General features: G+C 37.3%; 2 protein-coding genes. Both read right to left on the bottom strand.

Annotated features, from left to right (window positions below; genetic code table 11):
- Nucleotides 1–324: 324 nt before the first annotated feature.
- The gene (locus tag C8269_RS09295; RefSeq protein ID WP_106461439.1) at nt 325–2469 is read right to left on the bottom strand and encodes an isopeptide-forming domain-containing fimbrial protein; all 2145 of its coding nucleotides are present in this window, start codon (nt 2467–2469) and stop codon (nt 325–327) included.
- 1070 nt (nt 2470–3539) lie between these two features.
- Nucleotides 3540–18533 carry a SpaA isopeptide-forming pilin-related protein gene (locus C8269_RS09285; protein WP_234025876.1) on the bottom strand — a complete coding sequence of 4998 codons (14994 nt, stop codon included), beginning with the start codon at nt 18531–18533 and terminating at the stop codon, nt 3540–3542.
- Nucleotides 18534–18873 lie beyond the last annotated feature (340 nt).

The raw sequence follows: 18873 nt of genomic DNA, 5'->3' as shown, positions 1-18873 counted from the left end.
TTATCACATTTAAATAGAGTTCAGCCCATAATATAGTATAAAATTTACTAGTACATTTTTATTATTTATATTTTTATAAATCTATATTATAATACCAATTCTCATTATCAAATGGTCACACGATAATCTAATTTTTACTTTATCTTATTTATATTTACTATGTTAATATTTACACTGTATATAACGTATACGTTAAAACAACTCACTAGTATTTTGATAAAGTGCGTAGGTACAAAGTAAAGGGGCGGGAGGCCCCTTGTGGCTTTGTGTTTTTCTTATTGTACGTACTGATCAATAAGATTTTATTTAATTAATTGTTATTAATTAAGCTGTAGCTTGGCTTCTTTTGTATGCTATAAAAGCTCCGCCCATGATTGCAAGACCTGCTGCGATGAATACTAGTGAACCAATACCACCTGTTTGTGGGATTGTTACTTTCTTGTTGTTGATTCTCTTAGCGTCTGCGCCTTCGCCAGTTTTTACTACATCTGTTCCTTCGTATACAACACCAGTTGCGTCAGCTGTGTATGATCCTTTTTCTACGTCGAATTTTTGTGTTGCATTTGATGGTAGAGCGTATCCTGCTGGAGCTTTAATCTCTACTATTTCATAGTTTTTAGCATATTCAAGACCTGTTACTTCTAATTGACCTTTTTCATTAGATTTGAATACTGCTGCATCACCTTCAGTTGGTGTCCATTCATAAGCGATATTTGCTGCAACAAAGGCTTTATCTCTTTTTTCTCTAAGTTCTTTAACTTTATCAGCTGTAATTTTTTCTGTGTAATTAATAACGCCATTGGTTTGTGTTAGTGAAGCAACTGCGTCTTTATATTCTTTATCTGCTGCTTTATAAGCTGTCATTGCTTCTTGGATGTTTGCACCAGATTTTGCTTTTAGGAATTGACCTTCTGCATTTTTAATCTTAAATTCTGCACCTTCAAGTCTTGCACCATTATCTTGGTCAGCTTTTACGAATTTTCTACCGCCATTTACAACTTTTGGTTCTGTTGGATCAAGTGGTTTTGGATTTTCAGAATCTTTGTTGTTCCTGATTTCTACTTTACCAGCTTCTGTTGTTGTAACATATTCTGGTTCATATCCAGATACACGTTCTACTACTCTATATGTTTTATTATCATCTAGACCAGTGAATGTATGAGTGAATTCTTCTGCTGATGTTGATGTATAAGAATCAACGTCTTTCCAGTTTTCGCCATCTTTTACTTGTAGTGTGAATACAGCTGTTACTGTCTTATCTGCTTCAGTAACTGCATTACCATCTACAGCCCAAGTTTTCTTTACTTTAATTTCTTTGTCTTTTGGTTTTACTTCAGTAGGTTTTACTTCTTTACCTGGTTTGTTACCATAATCAAACTTAATGTCGTTCTTTTCTGGATTATCGATAACTGCATCAGCATTTACTGTTGCACTGTATTTTAAAGTAATGTTAATTGCTTTATCTTTGTTTTGTACTTTATTAAGACCTTTTTGAGTAAATCTTAATGTAAAACCATGATCATCAGCGATTACATCGTAATCTTTAGCTTCAAATGTTATACCATTATCTGCAGTTATTTTTAAACTGTCTTTGTCAAAAGTAAGACCATCAGTCATACTATCTGTCCATTTTAGAATCTCATATTTTGAATCAGCTGGAATTTCAGTTTTAACTTCATATGGTATTACTTTACCAATTTCTGCTTTAGCTGTTGCTTTTTCTGCTGCATAATTTTCATATTTTGCACCAGTTTTTTGATTTTTACCTTTATCTTCTACTGTTCCTAATGTATTAGAAGAATCAAAGTTTTTATCAATTTGTGGTTTATCTTCAGTATTCTTTGGATAAACGTGAGCTTTTACTATGTCGTTAAGTGGAAGATTAATAACAACTGGAACAGCCTTCATTTTTGTAAGAGTGTTTTCTCCATTTACATAGCTAGATAAACTGTGAATTTCATAAATTTTATACTTACCTGTTTTAAGTTTTGAAGTATCAAATTCATGACCCTTATTATCTACTGTTTCACCTGCTAAAGCTGTTTTAAGGTCGTCTTTTGTGATTTTTTCTGGTAGCTTGTTATTAGTTACAGTGATGATATTATTATCTTTTTTAACAACTTCACCATTAGCAGTAATAACTTGATCGTTCTCATTTGTCCAAACAAAGTATACTCCGCCGATATCTTTAGAACCTTGTCCAAAGTAGTTATCTATACTTTTTATTTGATTTCCATCATACTTGGTTCCATCTATTCCTACTAAACCTGGGAATACATCTTTTTGATTTCCTTCTTCACCAACTTTTTTATCCAAATTCTCTTTAGATTGTAAAATTTTGTGAACTGTAACTGAAGTTGTGGTTTGTTTTAAAGTTGTACCTTCAGCTGCACTTGCTGTGAATGGTGCGGCTATTATTCCGAATACCATTGCGAATGCTGTTAATAATGACAAAATTTTCTTTTTCATAATTTTCTCCTTTTTTATTTTTTGTCAGTGTCGCTGTGTTTTGCAATTCCGTTCTGAATGACACTCCTATAGAGGTCCTCTGTGTGCCACGTAAACATGCCTTGATTTGGCATGTTTGCGCCGAATGATAGCGCGGGAGCGCGGAGAGCTTCGAAGAAGCGGCATTCGTACGGGCTTGCTTTTTCAGAAAGGCAGCGACTTGCCTTTCGTGCTGGTGGGCCAGCTGCTTATAGGGGCTCTGGTTTATGTACCTTTTTGCCTTCTATAAATAGGGACGGGCTGTCTATTATTTGTGGCGTATTGCCGGTTGCTTTCTTTTTTTTGGTTTTACCTTATTTGAAAGCATTTCCCTTTTTACTATTATACCATAGTTTCGGGAATTTTGACATATTTTCTTGCTTTTTAGGGCAAGTGTCTTCTTCGCCCAGTAGATGCGGCGATTTGTTTTATATAATCATAGGCTTTTTATGGCCTAATAATTATTGGTGTTTGTGGGGGTTGTTTACCCCTTTTGTGAATATTTACGGATTGTTGCTCTTGGTTTTTGTTTGACTTCCGAGAGAGCCTTTAGACATCTCCACTTCGGTCGATGCAAGGGTGATCGTATTTGGCTAATGCCGATGTAGTTACAGAACCCTTTATATACAGAACTATGAGATTTCTCGCAATGCTCGAAATGGGAAGGGGTGTGGGAAGCTCTCGAGCTTCCTTCATTTTCCCTTTTCTCGAGCTTGTCGAGAGATCTATTAGTACTACTTGGGTTTTGGTTTGCTTTGAGCAACTATTAGCTTGGTTTGTTATACAGTTTTGAACCTTACGAATTATCGCTCTTAGTTTTTTGTTGATAACTTACTACCCTGTTAGGCTTGTCTCAATGAGCCGACGGGCTTGCCTTTGGTCGAAGCAAGGGTGGGGTGGGAAGCTTTTTATAAGCTTCCTCTCTTTTTAGGGGCTTTGCCCTTTTTCCCTTAGGCTTCTATAGCTTTTTCTCGCTTCGCTCGACCACTCCGTGGAGGGTCCTCCATGAGCCGGACGGGCTTGCTTTTCGCTCGACCACTCTGTGGAGGTCTTCACTGAGCCAGACGGGCTTGTCTCTTGTAAAAGATAAATACTCCGCCTAGCATTACTGCTACTCCTGCTAGGGTGAATCCTATCCAGGTGCCTGGGCCGCCTGTGTATGGGTATTGGGCTTGTTTGTTGGTTATTTGAATCCTGTTTGCATCAGTATTATCTACTTCTTTTCCTTGTGAATCTGTCACTTTTAGGATTATACCCTTTGATTCTTCATTATTCTTGTCTAGCTTGTATAGTCTGCCATTTCTCACTTCAAATCTGAAGGCTATTCTATCTGTTAGGGCGTAGCCTGATGGGGCTTTGGTCTCATAGACTTTGTAGATGCCGTCTTTTAGGTTTTCAAATTGGAATTTACCTTCACCATCAGATATGGCTGTCCATTTTGCTGTTAGGGTAGTATCTTCTTCGCCTTTTTCATTAAGGTCAACATAGGTACCATTAATCTTCTTTTGAAGTTTGAATTGGGCGCCTGCTAGAGCTTTTTTAGTTTTTTCGTCTACTTTTTGGAAGTAGATAGATGGTTTTTTGATGTTGCCTATGTCGGTTGTTAGTAGGTTGATGTCACGGGCTAGATATTTGTCTTTGTATGCTGTCATATCTAGATTGTTAGTTCCAATTGTTAGATTTGCTTTTGTTGCGTACTTATCTAGTTCTGTCTTGATATCTTCTGTACCAAATGTGACTTTACCTGTTGTTTTGTCGACTTGTCCAACATCATAGGTTGCCTTGGCACCAATTCTTGCATTGTCTTTGTATGGCATGTCTACTATGAGGATATATTCTCTTACTGCGTCTGCATCATTTTTGTTTTCTTCGCTAGTATTTCCAGAGCTTGATCCTACTGGATTGTTTTTCTTTTCCTCTCTGTATGGAGGGGCTATTCTTAGATCTAGGCTATTGCCATCATTGAACTCGACTGTGTAAGATGTGTTATCAGCATCTTTTATAGTATCACCACTTGCTTGTACCAATCTTACCTTGGTATTTGTTTGGCTTAATTTTAGGTCAGTGTTTACTGAGTCTAAGATTAGCCTTGCTTTTTCAAGCTCGCTTGATCTTGCCTTGATGGTAATTTTTTGTCTGAAGGTCTTTGAGTCTGTGTCTATACCTAGGATTTCTGATTTTAGATTTTCTTTATCAGCATCTCCAGAATAGGTATTTACAGAAACTTTCTTCATATCATTTGTATCATCAAAGGAGTTTGTCCATTTGACTTTACCATCTTTTGTGACTTCTAGATTCCAAACTGTTTTAGATTTGGTGTAGCCTTGTGGGGCTTTTTCTTCTGTTAGGGTGTAGGTACCTGCTGGTAGCTTATCAAATAGGATTGTATTATCTGCTTGTTTTGTTCCTATATTTGCAGTGTACTTTTGTTTGCCTGTTGCAGTTAGTAAGAATTCTGCACCATCTAGGGTATTGCCATCTTGGTCAGTTTTTCTTATTTTTATTTCAGCTTTTCTGTAGTTTTCTAGGATTTGTTTATTGTTTTTGATTTCTACAATATTTCCATTTTCATCTACTTTAAAGGTTGAAATTGCATCTTTTGGCAAGTCATATTTTGTATCATCAGGTGATTTTGTTTCTATGACTTGGTAGGTTCCAGGTACTAGGCCTTCCCATGAGAAGATTCCATTGTCGTCTGATGTTCTTGTTGATTTGTCTACATCAGTTCCATCTTTTACAAGTTTAAATTCTGCTCCCTTTAATGGTAGACCTATGCCCAAATCCTTTAGTTTTTGAGAATTTTCCTCAGTCTTATCTACTACATTTGATAGGACACCACCATCTACTTTTGCAAATTCTATTTTGTTTTTGAAGTTTACAAGTTTGATTTCCTTGCTGACATTTCCACTTGCTCCTGGGTTGAAGAATTGTGACCAGGTTTCAAAGTAGGATTTGTAGGAATCTTTGTAGGTTGTACGGTTTTGTGTCCTGTAGTTGTAGTGAGTTTCATCTGCCCTAGTTTTTAGTGACTTGGCATTTTTGTTTAACTCACCCTTAATTTCTATTACATAGGTTGCAGTTTTTGAATCACCTTTTCTGTTTAGGTATCTAGTTGGGATATCTATTTTTCTGGTGATTTTATCATCTCTGTTGTCCTTGGTGACATATTTGTAATACCTATATCTACCATAATTGTAATCATATTGAGAATAATCATAACCGTAATAAGGATTAACTTCTAATGATTCTGTCCAAGTTTTAGTTGGATACCAATTGTATTCATCACCCTTATCTGTAATTAGACTTAAGTCAGAGCGTACTTTGAGCTTACCATCTGAATCTTCTTCGTAGATATCGTAGGAATCTGGTAGGTCTCCATCTTCCCATCCATCAATATTTCCACTGCTTGGATGACTACCTGCTCCATTCTTGATATAGGTTTTTACTGATAGATTATCATTTACTAGGATATCTTCATCTGTTGTAAATGATAGGGTCTTGCCTAACATCTCTCTATTCCATGGGTTTAGATATAAAATCGCTGTAAAGGTCTTACCATCTGGGTTTAACCTTAGCATGTAGGATGATATATCTGAATCTGGATTTTGGTAACCATTATATCCAATCTTTTCATTTTTTCCTCTGTAGTCTATGGTTATAGAGTCTGAGTAATGATAGTTAGAATAGTTAGGATTTGTTGGATCAGTATTATGTCCTATATCTGCTGTGACTTCTATGTCTTGCTTGTGGTCTACTTTTCTTCTGTTAGGGAAGAGTTGTAGGAACATGGACATGGAGTTTGGCTTGTAGTCTTTTACATATTCTGTAAAGATGTAGGTGATTGACCTTCTGTCATCATTTACCTTGGCCTTTGCAAGAAGTCCTGCAGGTCCTATGATGTTGAAGTATTCGTCAACCTTTTGACCCTTATCGGTATTATCTTTATTGATACCATCTAGGTCTACATTGTCGGAGAATTTGATTGTGAAATAATCTCCTGGTTTGATGTCGGCTTTTTCGTCAATCTTGAATTTGAATTTAGCAAAGATGCCTTCGGCCTTGTTTGGATATACTGTATCCTTATTAGGGCTGTCAGCTGTTGATACAAGTTCATCTTGGGTACCTTCAAATTTGATTGCTTTCCAAACATCTTCTTTTCTGCCTGGAACATCCCATTTTTTATCTCCACCTAGGGCTATTAGTTTTTTCTTGGTATCTAGGATGTAACCGTCTTTGGATTTTGTTTCCTTGAGCCAATAGTAGCCGTAAGGTAGGCCGGTGAATTTGATTTTACCATTAGAATTAGTTGTTTGTTTTTCTCCGACTTGGGTTTCCCCGTCTGTCTTATAGAGAGTGAACTCAACGCCATCTAATTTACCACCATCTTCATCTTCCTTGGTTAGGGTAAATTCGCCCTTGCCTGGTTTTTGGTTGATGATATGGGTTACTGTTGCTTCACTTGTACCATCTACTTCTTTTTCTATGAGCTTATTTTCTTTGTCGTTTGTGTAAATTTTTACCTTACCATCTTCAACTCTGAATTTTTTGATTGGGCCATTGACTTTCATGTACTCTTTGCCATCAGCGTCTTTGGCTGCTTTTGGTTCTATAAGTCTATAGTAGCCGTCGATTAGGTCTGTTATTTTGAATTTACCGTCTTCTCCTGATTTGTAGATTTTAACCGGTGGATCTGTTATTTTTTCTGGATTGAAATTATTAACTGCTACTTCTTTTCCAGTCTCATTACTAATGTAGTAGTAAGATTTAGTTCCATCATCACCGATTTTAGGTTTTATCATTTCCATATTTGCTGTCAATGGATAATAACCTTGGTTTTTCTTCCCTATATCGTCTGGGTCTTGTTTTTCTAGGTAGAACTCAACGCCTTTTAGTGGAGTTTCTTTATCTACTAGTTTGCCATCTTCTTCTACCTTGTCTTTTCCTTTTTTGGTAAAGACAACTTCGGTTTTCTTGTTTACGATTTGGAATCGGAATCCTGAGTTGATGGATTTTCCATCTCCTAGATATTGACCAGAGTCCGAGATATTTTTGCCATCCTTATTTGTAAGTGGAACCCATTCCGTAGTGCCATCTTCCTTTTTCACTTCCTTTAAGACTGCAACTAGGGTTGCTACAAATGGAGTGTCCCAGGAAGAATCATAGGCAAATCTTAGTTTATACCTATAATTAGTCTTAGCATATCCATCTGGGGATTTTACTTCTTCTAATAGATAGTCTCTTCCAAACTTAATATTGTTGTTTAAGTCTATCCTGTAAGGGGCATTTTCTGATAGGTCTATGGTTTGTTCATAGACTGTTTTATCAGTGTTTTTCTTATCAGCTGGGTCGGCGTAGATTTTTACCTTTAGCTTGCCCTTGGTGATGTCAGTAAATACGTCCTTTTCTTTTTCTTTCTTCATAAAGCCCTTGTATAGGTAGAAGAAATATGGTTTGGACTTATTGATTACGTAGAAAGTTCCATCGGCTTCAGTATGAGTTTCTGGTTTTTGTGCATTTCTATTTAATAAGTTTTGGAACTCTCCAGGACTTTTTACTAATTCCTTATTTCCCTCTTTGTTAAGTTTTATTTCAAAGTATTCTTTTTGTAAGGCTCCCTTTGAATCTTCATAGACTTTTATTCCTATCTGCCTATCCATCTTTTCATAGCCATCTGGGGCCTTGGTTTCCATTAATACATAGACACCCTTGGCTAGGTTTGTGATTTCAAAGACACCTTCATCGCTTTCCACTTGGTAAGGTGGGAATTCTGATTGACCTAATTTGGCAGAGTTGAGGTTATTTGGATCATTTGAAGTTTTTAATAAAACGAACTTGGTGTCCTTCTTTATTATATTAGATGTATCCCTGCCTCCAATTTTCTTCCACTTGAGGTCTGTGGTGGTCTTGGTGTTGGTTATCTCGTAAGGATTTTCCTTACCGTCACCGGTAATATTGGAGTTTTTCTTAAAGTTATTCTTTGAGTAGAACTTGTCGTAATAGTCCTTATCGTATTTTTGGAAGTATTCTTCTTCGACATCGTGACTATTACCTTTACTGTCCTTGTAGGTTCTTACTATCTGTAAGCCATCATCTGACTTTTCAACTTTGAATATCCACTTAAATTGTTTGGTGTTAGATTGGTAGCCTTCTGGGATGCCTACTTCTTCTAGTTGGTAGATACCTTCACCTAGGTTTTGGAAGTCTACCCTACCAGTAGATTGGGAACGACGTAGGGCACTGTACTTACCTGTAGCATTTGAGATTGCGTCTGGTTTGACTTTTTTGTCTTCTTCTGTTGGCCTTTGTCCCCCTACGCTAACAAGATTATTTTTCTCGTCATACTTATATTCTTTATTATCGTAAGTGAATTTTATTACCTTGCCACTAGGATCATATTCTGTAACTTTCTTACCACGGACATATTTCTTAAGGCCTGCACCGTCTTTTTCATTGTGGTACTCGTAGGCCTTAGCTTTTTCATCCATTGAGAATCTAACTTTTGTAAGTCTAAAGTAAGCGTCCTTTAGTGGGAGCTTCTTGCCATCTTTATCGGTCTCATTTCTAAACTTCATGAAGGAGAAGTTGGTCTTGGAGTAGTTTCTGATTTTGAGGTCTTGGTAATTTCCGTCATCATCATAATCAGGCTCTCCATTTTGCTTAGTCTTAAAGCCTATGGATTCATCAAGTTTTCCATCTGGGTCATTCTCGAAGACTATTTTTAGCTTATGAGTTTTTTCATCTTGGACTACATTGAAGAACCATGGGTCTGGTTTTTCAAATTTTGTAATAGCTCTAGTTTCTTGGAGCTTGTAACGACCTAGAGGTAGGTATTTGAACTCGAAGTGAGAGTTTGCGTATGAGTAGATAGTCTTTTCATATCCACCCTCAACCTTCTTGCCATCCTTATCGACTTGGGTTAGCTTAAAGTCGGCTGATTCTACAGGTATATCCTTACCTTTTTTGTCCTTCTTTCCTTCAATCTTTTGGAATTTGAGGTCGATGTAGGCTTTTTCGTTGTTTACACTTACAAATTCGCCCTTTGTGTTTTTGGAGAAGAACTTGTTTGTATCAGACATCTCTTGGTAAACGCCTTGTTCGTTTTTCTCGTAGCCTTTTACCTCTTGCTTCCATGAACCTTTTTCATCTTCTGTGAAGGTGATAGCTAGGAAGGAGTCGGTAGGCTTAAAACCATCGGCTGGTTTGATTTCTTCTAGGATGTAGGTGCCTTCACCTATGTTGGTAAATTCTACACCTAGTTGGTCATTTGAAATTGCCTTAGCAAATTTCTCTTTCTCATCATAAGGTTGGACTCTCATTGAGTCTAGCTGTTCTGGTGTAAGGTCTGATCCATCTGCGCCTTTAGTTGTTTCTTTCTCATAAGCTGGCTTGTTATTTTCAAATACTAGCTTTCCTTCTTTATCAAGCTTAGCCTTTCTTAAGGAGAATTCTGCTCCTCCTATATTTTGATAAGATGCCTTATCCTTTTTGAAGAAGCTTAGCTTTGTTTTGTTTTTGTAGTTAGTAACTCTAGCATCGTGGATCCACTTGTATGGGGCGTCTGGCCTTGCTGGATCGGAACGACCATCATCTCTTACTTCCTCGATGTATCTTGCAAAGTCTGGGTCTCCCCTTTTGAAGCCCTTGATAGTTTTACCTATAAGTTCTTTCTTTTCAGCTTCACTTATGCCGATATTGAAATCGTCATTTTCAGAGAAAGTGTGTTCAAAGTCAAAGGTGATATCCATGTAGTTGGCATCTCTTGGTACTTTTTCTTTGTTTATTACTACCTTGAAGTACCACTTCATGTTATTACCATTTTTATCTTTTGGAGGCCTATAGGTGTTATCTGGGGTCTTGATTTCTTCAAGCTCGTAGATACCTGGGGTTAGCTCTCTGAAGTAGTTATCTCCTGGCTTACCAGTAGCCTCTGACACTCCGTCGAATTTCTCATCGTAGTATTTAGGGAAGCCTGTTTTGCCTGTATCGACATAAGTACCATCTTCTTTTTTCTCATAGATTGGAACTCTCTCACCATTTACAAGCTTACGAGCCTTAAATTGTGAACCTGTTAGAGCAGCCTTGTTTTCATTGACCTTGGTAATTCTTAGCGGAATCCTAAAACCTGTTTCATCGTGGTTGAAGATTTCAGTTAGGTTACCATTTGAGATATTGACTATTACAGTATTATTCTCTTTAACATCTCTAGAATCAAATCGGTATTCTGATACAGTCTCAGATCCCCAACCACCAGCTATTTCTGTATCTCTGGTATAGACTAGTTTGTAATCAGAATCTAGGTCAAGACCTTTGTATTCTAAGGTGCCCTTATAAGGAGCAGGTCTTTCGCTATTTGGAACTTTGACCCAATTGTCTACTAGGCCTTGTCTTTTGTTGACGAAAAGTTCAACTGTACCTGGAGAACCTTTTGGCTCATCCTTACTATTATCTATTCCGTCCTTTTGGTTGGAATAAATGAAGTTTGCCTTTAAGATCATCTCACCTGTTGGGTGTGGGGTATTTTCATCTATGAAGCTTGCTTCGACATTTACATCGTGGTCTGGCATGCCGAAGACAGCGGTATTTCCATTAACTTCTGCTGGATAACCATCTATTAGTAGTTCAGCTAACTTCTTGCCAGAATTTGGTTTAATAGTTATTGTTACTTCTGTATCTTTTGCGACAGGATTTTGAGGGCTTGCACTAATGCTTCCGCCACCTGTACTACTTGTGTTGACCTTGTGGCCTTCTTGTGTTCCTGGGTCTGGCTTAGGTGCTTTTTCTTCTTCGAAGACTGCACTTACTGTTACATCTGCTGCTGGCATTGTAAAGCTATTGCCAGAGATTTGAGTGGTAACTCCATTTGCAGTGTAGGATAAACTCTTTCGTTTGTATCCTTTATCTGGTTCAACTTTTAGGTTGACTGTGTCACCTTCTTTTAAGTTTTCAGTCTTGTCAGAAGTTACGCTTACGCTACCATTTACTATATTTTTATCTACTGTAACACTATAAGTTGTTTCTTTGTTTATAGCATCTTCATTGTCATACCCTTTTGCATAAATGCTTGAGGTTTTTTTCTGGCCTACTCCTTCTAGGTAGTAACCTATTTTAAGGCCGATTTTTTCTCCCTTACTATAAGGTACTTCTACTTCTATCAGAATAGGTTTATCTGTAGCACTATTAGTAGAAAATCTTGCTATATTGACATTATTGTTGTATTTATCATATGGGTTTACTTTATTCTTAACGTCTTTAGGTGTGCCATAAATTTGTTCAAGTGTTGAGCCGTCATCGACTTCTTTTGCACTTAATACTTTTACACTATTATATGTTTCTGTTCCATTAAATCTTTCAAATTCTACAAATTGTTTTAACTTTTTATTTGGATGGATTAAGATTTGTTGTCTATATGCCTTGCTTCCGTCATCCTTGTTTATAGAGATTATCTTTGATTCTACCCTATTATTTGTATCATTGGTGTAGATTTTCTCATCATCGGACTTATCAGGGTCAACATTTTGCCAGCCACTTGCCATTACATTTTGTGGGATAGATTCATCAGATATTTCTAGTCCACCTGACAAAGGTGCTGCCATTAGTCTATTAAATTGTAACGGTTCAGATATATCTAGGCCTGCCATCCTGAATCTTATGCTTTGGGCAGCGTAGTCCATTTGTTTTGGATTTCTGGTCTTGCTTGGGTTGTCCCTGTATTTTTTGACTGTTCCGTCTCTTTCTACTAGGATGTACCATGGGTTTGGATCTCTTTCGTAGCCTGCAGGTCCCCTAAATTCTTCTAGGACGTAGTGGCCTGGTTTTAGTTGGTCGAAGGTTACTATACCTTGGTTAGGGGCTTCTTCTTCGATTTCTTTTGGGCTCTTTCCAGTTTGGCCGCCTTTGCCATCATCTTTTGTGATTGGTACTCCTGGTGTTACCTTTTGGATGTATTCTTTTGGATACTTTTTGTCCTTATCCTTGTACTCTATCTCGTAATCTTCATTTGCTGTGTAGAGTCTGAAATAGGCACGTCTTAGGCCGACTCTTATTGGATTGCCGTTTTTGTCAGTGTATCCTATTGCATTACCGACTTTCTTTATGGAGAATTTTCCTAGTTTTTCATCTTCTAGGAAGTCGACTACTCCCTTAAATACTGAGTGGAAGTCGGTTTTGGCGTTGGTATTAGGGTCTCTTACGATTACCTTCATATGGCCTTCGTTGGCTATGGCTTCTGCCTCTACCTTTAGAAGGATGTCATCAGCCTTGTTGTAGTCTTTTGGTGGGTTTGTTTCTCTTAGGATATAGTAGCCACCAAATTCTAGGCCTTTGAGGTGGAATATGCCCTTTTCATCTTGGATGATTGGTTCTTTATTTATTGGGATAAAGTTTCCTTTTTCATCCTTTTCTCCTATTATTGCCCCGTAGAAGTCTGACTTGTAGAGGTTGAAGCTTACCGGCTGATTATTTTTGCCAAATAATTTTTCATTAACTTCTGTAGCTTCTACTTCTGGTTTGCCATCTTTTTCTACGATTTTTCCCTTGTATTTTTTGAAAGTAATGTCTATAGTTCTGGCGTCGTTGCCTATTTGATAGGCTTTTATCTTATCTTTATCATTTATGATTTCAGATATCTTAACCTCTGTTAACTTATTGGAGTTAAAGATTTTATCTTGGTTCTCGCCTTCTTTTGCCTTTGGTACTTCATAGAGCTTGTGGGTGAAGTTGCCATCTTTATCTAAGCTTACTATAAGCTTCCAACCATAGAGGTCGGTTTTTTTGTAGCCTTTTGGTGCTTCTAGCTCTTCTAAGAGGTAGACTCCGACTTTTAGGTCTTTGAAGGTGATATATCCGCCGCCCTCTGCTTGTTGGCCATCGACCTTGGCTCTTGGAGCTTTGGTTTTGGTGGAATTATCTGTGTAGGCTTCTTCTAAGTAGAAGTCACCATCTACCATTTTTAGGGACATGAGTCTAAATTTAGCATCGCCTAAGCCTAGGTGTTCTTTTGCAGTGTCTAGGTTTTCGGTTCTTACTTTTCTAAATTTGATTTCTGTCTTTTTGGCCTTATTCCTAATTATAGGAAGGTCAACGAGTTTTTTATCTCTGGTGGCCTTTTCTGTTTCAAGATTTGCATCTGCTATTTTTGCTTCTTTTTCACCCTTTTCATTTGTAACTTCTTTGTATTCTTGTACAAAGCTTACTTCAACCTTTTTCTTATCATTAGCATCTGTTATTTCTTTAGCTTCGATTAGGTAGAGTGGGGCTTTTTCATAGCCTTCTGGAACCTTTGTTTCCTCTAATACATATAAACCAGCAGGGATATGATCGAATTTGAATTCACCAATATTTCCCTTTTCGGTCTTGTCGTATTTTGAATCATAAGTTAGTTTAGATGGGTCTTTGAATTTATTTTTAGCATCATTTAAATCTAATGCTTCTATTTTTCTAAGCCTAAATTCTGCACCGTCTAGTTTTATAAACTTATTTCTTTTTATAAATTCAAGCTTACCGAGGTTATCCTCTATATTTGTGACCTTGACTTTGATTTTGTTGTCTTCGTCAAGTACTACAAGAGGTGTTTTTCCGTCTGTATCTTTTGGAACAGTGGTTTGGTCTATTGATACTTCTGTTTCAAAACCATCGTTGACATGGATTCTTGGAAGTTTTTTGGCATCGTATGAACCATCATCTGGATGGATTTCTTTTCTTATTACTTCTATATCAAAGTCTTTGATTTTTTGATAACCTTTTGGGTTTTTCATTTCTTGGACCTTGTATTTACCTGGTCTTAGGTAGAGCTTGTGAGCCTTGTTATCATCTGTTGATGTCCATTCTTTTTTCTCACCTGTATCGATATTGGTAAATCTGAATTTAGCATCTGCAAGTTTGCTGCCGTCTTTCTTATATTTATCAATCTCAATTGGAGCCATGACACGACCTGCGATTAGCTCTTGGTATTTGCCTTCGTCTGTGTGGGAGTAGAATACTAATTTTACAGAATCTGCCTTGTCAGGATTCCAATTATTGCCTTCTCTATAAGAATCAATAACCTTCTTATAAAGCTTTTGGGCCATTTCGTATTGGGTGGATTGGACTGGTGGGTAGTTTCCTATCTGGGTTTCATTATCTTTTAATTTTCTAGGAGCTCCTGGCTCATTATTTATTCTTCTATTAGGGTCCTTTCCTTCAAAAGAGCCGTCCCAACCAGTTTTTGGGTAGGTTTGACGGGTACCTGATAAGGTGTGAGGAACTTTCCACTCATCTACATTGTAGGATGATGGGGTATCGAAATAATCCTTTTCTAGGGACTTACCATCTGTAAAGTGGTGAATTACCCTTTGGTACATGGATGATTCTATGAGCCTGTGCATCTCTTGGCCCTTAGTATTAGAATCGTACTTACCTGCTGTGTATTCCTTCTTTACTTCCTCACCATAGAAGTAGATCTTTTTCATAAGTTCTTCCATGGCTTGGCCTTGGCTTAAATCACCATTATGGTTTAGAGAAACTCCGTCATAAGTGTTCCCAGCTAGGTAATTCTTTAAGCTATATTCGCCGGATGGATTACCTATGGACTCATTTATTCTAGTTAGGAGGTAGTCACCTGATACATCCTCATGTATATCTAAGAAGACCTTGGTGTTGCCTGTGTATACTGGGGCATTGACGCGGTCGTTGAAACATGATACCATATCGAAGTTTCTATTGATACGCATGATTGGATATGGACTTTCTATATAGGCTATGTAGCCTTTGGCTAAGTCTTGGGCAGAGATTTTTTCTGTAAAGAGATTCACACGACCGCCTTCATAATCGTAAGACTCGTCGACGTTAAATTTCTTCTTTTCTTTTAGGTTAGGCCTAAAGTTGTAGGTGTCGTCTCTTTTTCCTGAGTGGTTAGGATATTCATAAGAAACTATGGTTCCTGGGAAATACTGACCATTTTGTAAGACAACATCTCCTGCTTGGGTAGTTCTCCTATAGCCACCGTCTTTGAGTGGTAGGTAGTAGACCTTTTTTGCCTTAATTGTTTTCTTGTCTTTGCCATTATTTCTATCAAAATCAGGATTATCTAGGGCTGGGTCTTGGCTTTCGCCACGTCTGATTAAATCTAGGGCGTACCAATCTACCTTAGTATCTGATTTTCTGTTTGCAACTATGGTTCTGGTGTTGTCGTAGTAGAATCTCTCGTTGGTAAACCTATCTGTTAGACCGAGGAAGGTTGCAGGAATATTTGTTTCAACTAGGTTGAATGGTACTTCTGCAAATCTTCTAGCCTCTTTCACTCCCTTTAGCCATTTGAGTGGAGTAGGGATAGAGTTGTATTTATTAAGTATGTCTTGTAACAAACCATCAATATAGTTCTTATCAGGGTTTAGTCTAAAGCCAATTGAGTAGGTTTCGTGAACTTGGTCAGGGTCAATTGTTGCTTTGACCTTGATGTATAACTTATTTCCTTCTGGTTTATTATCAACTAATTTCTGTCCAAGATCAGCTTTACTTATTTGAGAATTTTGGCTTAAAAGCTCTCCAAGGTTTGTTGAAGAAATATAACCATCTGTTGTCTCTAGGTCATCTTTATTTTTAGATGCCTTGTAGTAGATATTGGTAAGGCCTTGGTTAGCTGATCCAAACACTGTTAGGTTTAGATTATTAAGGTCAAGTGGGTTTTTAGGGTCAACAAGCTTATCTGTATCGACTTCTATATCCCATTCTACATAGGCTCCTGTTAGTCTGGACTTATCCAAATCAACTAACTTGTCTATTACCTTTCCCTTATTGTCTTTAAGTTTTTGAGAGGTTGTCCTCCAGTCTAGTTGGTAAGGATAGGTACCTGATTTTGTTTCTCCCTCATCCTTTACAACATATTCACTTGTAACTGGACTTGGGGTATCTTTATAGACTGTTATTGGATACAAGTTTTGAACCGGGTTATTTTTTGGAGCTACTTTGATGTTAAGAGTAATTGAGTTTTGGTTACCAATTGCTTTTGCATCAAATTCTAAGTTTTGGTCTATATTTAGGTCTATAGTTTCTGTAACCTTTCTTACGTAGGTGTATCTAATAACATTATTATTACCAATCCTTAACATTTGGGCAGTTGCTACTAGACCAAGTTTAGGATGGTTGAGGTCCTTAAGCTGTTGACCCCAATCTTCTCTTAGGTATGGGCCTAAGTTTACATCAAAGTACCAACCAGATGGGATTGGCCAGGCTTTAGATGCCTTAACTTGCATAGTTGTCTTGAGCTTGAACTTCTTACCCTCAAAAGAGTCTGAATTTCCTTGTGGCAATTGTCTAAGATTGTTAAATCTTGTATTTTCTTCCCTGTCCTTTTCTACAAGAGCATTAATGGCATCGTTATTAGCTGTCATTAGCTTTTCTTGGTCTTCTCTTGTAAGCTTATATTTTTCTTCAAAAGAATCTAGGAGGGCTTGGATTTCTTCGATGCCCTTAGTCTTATCGGCTAGAGCTTCTTTTAATTCCTTGTCGGCCTTTTCGAGATTTGTTGGCTCTTCTGGCTTATTTTCTAGATTTTCTGGATTTTCCTTTTCTTGTGGGTAGACAAATTTGATTATTTCGTCGATATTTATATTAGCTACCTTGTAGGTTTCCTTGTTTAGACCGGTGATTAAGTCCCCTATGATTTCTCTAAGGTCAGCTTCTTCTAGCTTATCTCTTTGGGCTATAGCCTTGGTATAGTTTAGTAGGTCTTCCCAATAGATTTGGTCCTTGTCGTAGGCATAGAGTCTGGATGTGATTTCATCTACAGTTTTTGCCATGGCCTCTGTGAGTCTAGACTCGTTTTTAAGTCTGGCTTCTAGGCTATCCCTATTTAGGAGGAGGGCTGATAATTTGTCGGCTGGATCTTCCTCTTCCTCGCTAGGGTCTTTTTCATCTTCCTTTTCAGCTTGGCTAGCTGGTTTATCATTTTCTTCTGATGGAGTTTTGTCAGCGGCAGGAGTTTGGTTTTCTGTAGGAGCCGGCGCTGGGTCTTCTTCTCCCTCTTTATTTTCTTCTTCGCTTCCTTCTATATATATAGGGTTTTTGATTTCCCTATTATTTAGCTGGTAGGATGCGATATGGGTGTTTTTCTTATCTACCTTTGTACTTAGGCTTAGCTTAGCAAGGTAGGCTTTTGGAATTTCGAAATTTATTTTTTCTGCAAAATCGATTTCTTGGCTAAATTCCTTATTGATTACAAAACCTTCTGGGCTCATCTTGTAGTAGTCTAGTCTGATTTTTGTTTCGTCTGTGATTTGATTTGCATCAGGTTTTAGCACATAGTCTACTGTTCTTACTTCTTCTTTTTCATTGGCTAGGTAGTCTGTCCATTCTATTTGGTCATATTTTACAAATATGCCTCCTAAAATTCCTTCTTCTTTGTATGTAGCTGTGAGATTGTTAGCATCACTTTGTTCTAGCTTGATTGTCTTGATGGTATTTTCACCATCATCTAGGTCTTCTTCTTTGGCTATTAGCTTGTAGGTTAAGACCTCATCATTATCCTCTGCTAGTCCTAGGGCTAGATCGAAGTTTCTGCCATCTTTTGCTTCTCTGATGTCTGCACTTATCTTATAGATTATTTCATCATGGGCCTTATTTTTTAGTATAAGGCTATTAAGTTCATCATCAGATGTTTCTACTGCTAGGTCGTTTTCCTTATTAGCATCTATGGCGCTTGCAGAAACTAACCTTAGGGAGTTGATATTTGGCATGGCTACTAGAGATAGGCTTAAGTCCTTATCTTCTCCTTCTGCAAGAGGATTCTTTCTCTTTAGCCTTATTTCATAGTCAATCTTTGTGAGGGATTCATCGAGTGTAGCCTTCATATCTATAAGGTAGTCTTTGCTTTCTACAAGCTTTGTTGAATCTATTTCTGCTGCTTTGACGTCCTCTGTGGTCTCATTTTGAGCAAGGCCCATTATTGATGAGTCCTCTTCATAATTTTGTGGCTCAGGCTCGCTTGCGAATACGTTTGTCGGAATGGACATGGACGTTGCAATTATTAGGGCAAAGACCTTTCTTGTCAATAGGCTTAATCTTACTTTCATATAGACCTCCTTTCTTCGTCTAAATTTGCTCTGTGTCTTCTGTGGTATTTCTTTTTATGGATAATTATTATCATATCTAGTCCTTTTATTGATAAGTGATTTTTTAGAAATATTTTTATAATTAATTTTGGGCACATTGGCCTAGTTTCTATATATATCTATCATATAATACTTTTTGATTTTTGACAACAGATAAAAATGCCATGGTTGACGCTTTTACATGCTAAGGAAAATTGGTTTTAAATATATTTTTGATCGAAATATATATAAATTTCTTAAAAATATCAGAACAATTTTATATATATTGGGATTTTCTTGGGAAAATTTTAAATTAATTATT

It is taken from the genome of Anaerococcus sp. Marseille-P3915 (assembly GCF_900258475.1).
GTDB lineage: Bacteria > Bacillota > Clostridia > Tissierellales > Peptoniphilaceae > Anaerococcus > Anaerococcus kampingae.
This window is presented reverse-complemented; position numbering and strand designations above follow the sequence as displayed.

Excerpts from the sequence above, each read along its gene's own strand:
- C8269_RS09285 (WP_234025876.1), bottom strand. The coding sequence starts at position 18,533 with ATGAAAGTAAGATTAAGCCTATTGACAAGAAAGGTCTTTGCCCTAATA.
- C8269_RS09295 (WP_106461439.1), bottom strand. The coding sequence starts at position 2,469 with ATGAAAAAGAAAATTTTGTCATTATTAACAGCATTCGCAATGGTATTC.